Below are 245 nucleotides of genomic sequence, written 5' to 3' on the forward strand. Positions count from 1 at the left end.
ATGCTTGATCGCTTGGATGAACGGATACAGCTCCACCCGGTTCAAGCGCTCTCTGTCATGCGGAACCGACGCTCTGCCCAGATGGGAATCGACGCTCGTATCGCCGTGCCCGGGAAAATGCTTGGCCGTAGCGGATACGCCTTCTTCCTGATATCCTCTGATACTTGCCGCGCCAAGGGCTGCCACCGCTTCATGATCCTCGCCGAAGGAACGCACCCCGATGACCGGATTGCGCGGATTATTGT

The 245-nt window shown here is 58.4% G+C and carries 1 protein-coding gene; it reads right to left on the minus strand.

Annotation, left to right across the window (positions count from 1 at the left end):
• Positions 1-245: glycoside hydrolase family 3 N-terminal domain-containing protein (locus ACSNOG_RS33845; protein WP_436756495.1), on the minus strand; the 245-nt coding region annotated here is incomplete at both ends.

Source organism: Streptomyces sp. URMC 124 (assembly GCF_051386455.1).
GTDB lineage: Bacteria > Actinomycetota > Actinomycetes > Streptomycetales > Streptomycetaceae > Streptomyces.